The organism is Microbispora sp. NPDC088329, assembly GCF_040685655.1.
Classification (GTDB): Bacteria; Actinomycetota; Actinomycetes; order Streptosporangiales; family Streptosporangiaceae; genus Microbispora.
Window position 1 is genome coordinate 1 of sequence record NZ_JBFBIP010000058.1, and the last position, 2261, is coordinate 2261.

At 67.6% G+C, this 2261-nt stretch carries 1 protein-coding gene; it reads left to right on the plus strand.

Annotation, left to right across the window (positions count from 1 at the left end):
* On the plus strand, positions 1–2261 hold a 2261-nt coding region (gene rpoB / locus AB0O28_RS39750; RefSeq protein ID WP_363648210.1), incomplete at both ends, for a DNA-directed RNA polymerase subunit beta.

The following is a 2261-nucleotide window of genomic DNA, read 5'->3' on the forward strand; positions in this document are numbered from 1 at the left end:
TACTTCAATCCGAAGCGTTACGACCTCGCGAAGGTCGGCCGCTACAAGATCAACAAGAAGCTGGGCGTCCAGGCCGACATCACCCAGGGCACGCTGACCGATGAGGACATCGTGTCCACCATCGAGTACATCGTCCGGCTGCACGCCGGCGAGGAGACGATGGGCCCGGAGGGCTCGGTGGTCGTCGAGACCGACGACATCGACCACTTCGGCAACCGCCGTCTGCGCAGCGTCGGCGAGCTGATCCAGAACCAGGTCCGCCTGGGCCTGGCCCGCATGGAGCGCGTCGTCCGCGAGCGCATGACCACGCAGGACGTCGAGGCGATCACGCCGCAGACCCTGATCAACATCCGCCCGGTCGTGGCGTCGATCAAGGAGTTCTTCGGCACCTCGCAGCTGTCGCAGTTCATGGACCAGACGAACCCGCTGGCCGGCCTGACGCACAAGCGGCGTCTGTCCGCCCTGGGTCCCGGTGGTCTGTCGCGTGAGCGTGCGGGCTTCGAGGTCCGCGACGTGCACCCCTCGCACTACGGCCGGATGTGCCCGATCGAGACGCCGGAAGGCCCGAACATCGGCCTGATCGGCTCGTTGTCCTCCTACGGGCGGGTCAACTCGTTCGGTTTCGTCGAGACGCCGTACCGCCGCGTCGTCGACGGCAAGGTGAGCGACCAGATCGACTACCTGACCGCGGACGAGGAGGACCGGCACGTCGTGGCGCAGGCCAACACGGCCCTGAACGCCGACGGCTCGTTCGCCGAGACCCGCGTGCTCGCCCGCCGTAAGGGTGGCGAGTTCGAGGCCGTCCACCCGTCCGAGGTCGACTACATGGACGTCTCGCCGCGCCAGATGGTGTCGGTCGCGACCGCCATGATTCCGTTCCTCGAGCACGACGACGCCAACCGTGCGCTCATGGGCTCGAACATGCAGCGGCAGTCGGTGCCCCTGCTCAAGAGCGAGGCCCCGCTGGTCGGCACCGGCATGGAATACCGCGCCGCGACCGACGCCGGTGACGTCATCACTGCCGAGAAGGCCGGTGTGGTGGAGGAGGTCTCGGCCGACTACGTCACCGTGATGAACGACGACGGCACCCGGACGACCTACCGGGTCGCCAAGTTCAAGCGGTCGAACCAGGGCACCTGCTTCAACCAGAAGCCGATCGTGGCCGAGGGCGACCGGGTCGAGCAGGGCCAGGTCGTCGCCGACGGGCCGTGCACCGACAACGGTGAGATGGCGCTCGGCAAGAACCTGCTCGTGGCGTTCATGCCGTGGGAGGGCCACAACTACGAGGACGCGATCATCCTGTCCCAGCGCCTGGTGCAGGACGACGTGCTGTCGTCGATCCACATCGAGGAGCACGAGGTCGACGCCCGCGACACCAAGCTGGGCCCCGAGGAGATCACCCGCGACATCCCGAACGCCTCCGAGGACGCGCTGGCCGACCTCGACGAGCGCGGCATCATCCGCATCGGCGCCGAGGTCGTGACCGGTGACATCCTGGTCGGCAAGGTCACGCCGAAGGGTGAGACGGAGCTGACCCCCGAGGAGCGGCTGCTGCGGGCGATCTTCGGGGAGAAGGCGCGCGAGGTGCGCGACACCTCGCTGAAGGTGCCGCACGGTGAGTCCGGCAAGGTCATCGGCGTGCGCGTGTTCAGCCGTGAGGAGGGCGACGAGCTTCCTCCGGGCGTGAACGAGCTGGTCCGCGTCTACGTGGCGCAGAAGCGCAAGATCACCGATGGTGACAAGCTGGCCGGTCGCCACGGCAACAAGGGCGTCATCTCCAAGATCCTGCCGGTGGAGGACATGCCGTTCCTGGAGGACGGCACCCCGGTCGACATCGTCCTCAACCCGCTGGGTGTGCCCGGCCGAATGAACGTCGGCCAGGTGCTGGAAACACATCTCGGGTGGATCGCCGCCCGAGGGTGGGACGTCAGCGGCATCGAGGAGGCCTGGGCCGAGCGCCTGCGCGACAAGGGCCTGGACAGGGTCGAGCCCTGGACCAAGGTCGCCACGCCGGTGTTCGACGGCGCCCACGAGGAGGAGATCGTCGGCCTGCTCGACAGCACCCTGCTCAACCGGGACGGCTCCCGGATGGTGGGGGAGAACGGCAAGGCGCGGTTGTTCGACGGCCGCTCCGGTGAGCCGTTCCCGCACCCGATCTCGGTCGGTTACATCTACATCCTGAAGCTGCTGCACCTGGTCGACGACAAGATCCACGCTCGCTCGACCGGTCCGTACTCGATGATCACCCAGCAGCCGCTGGG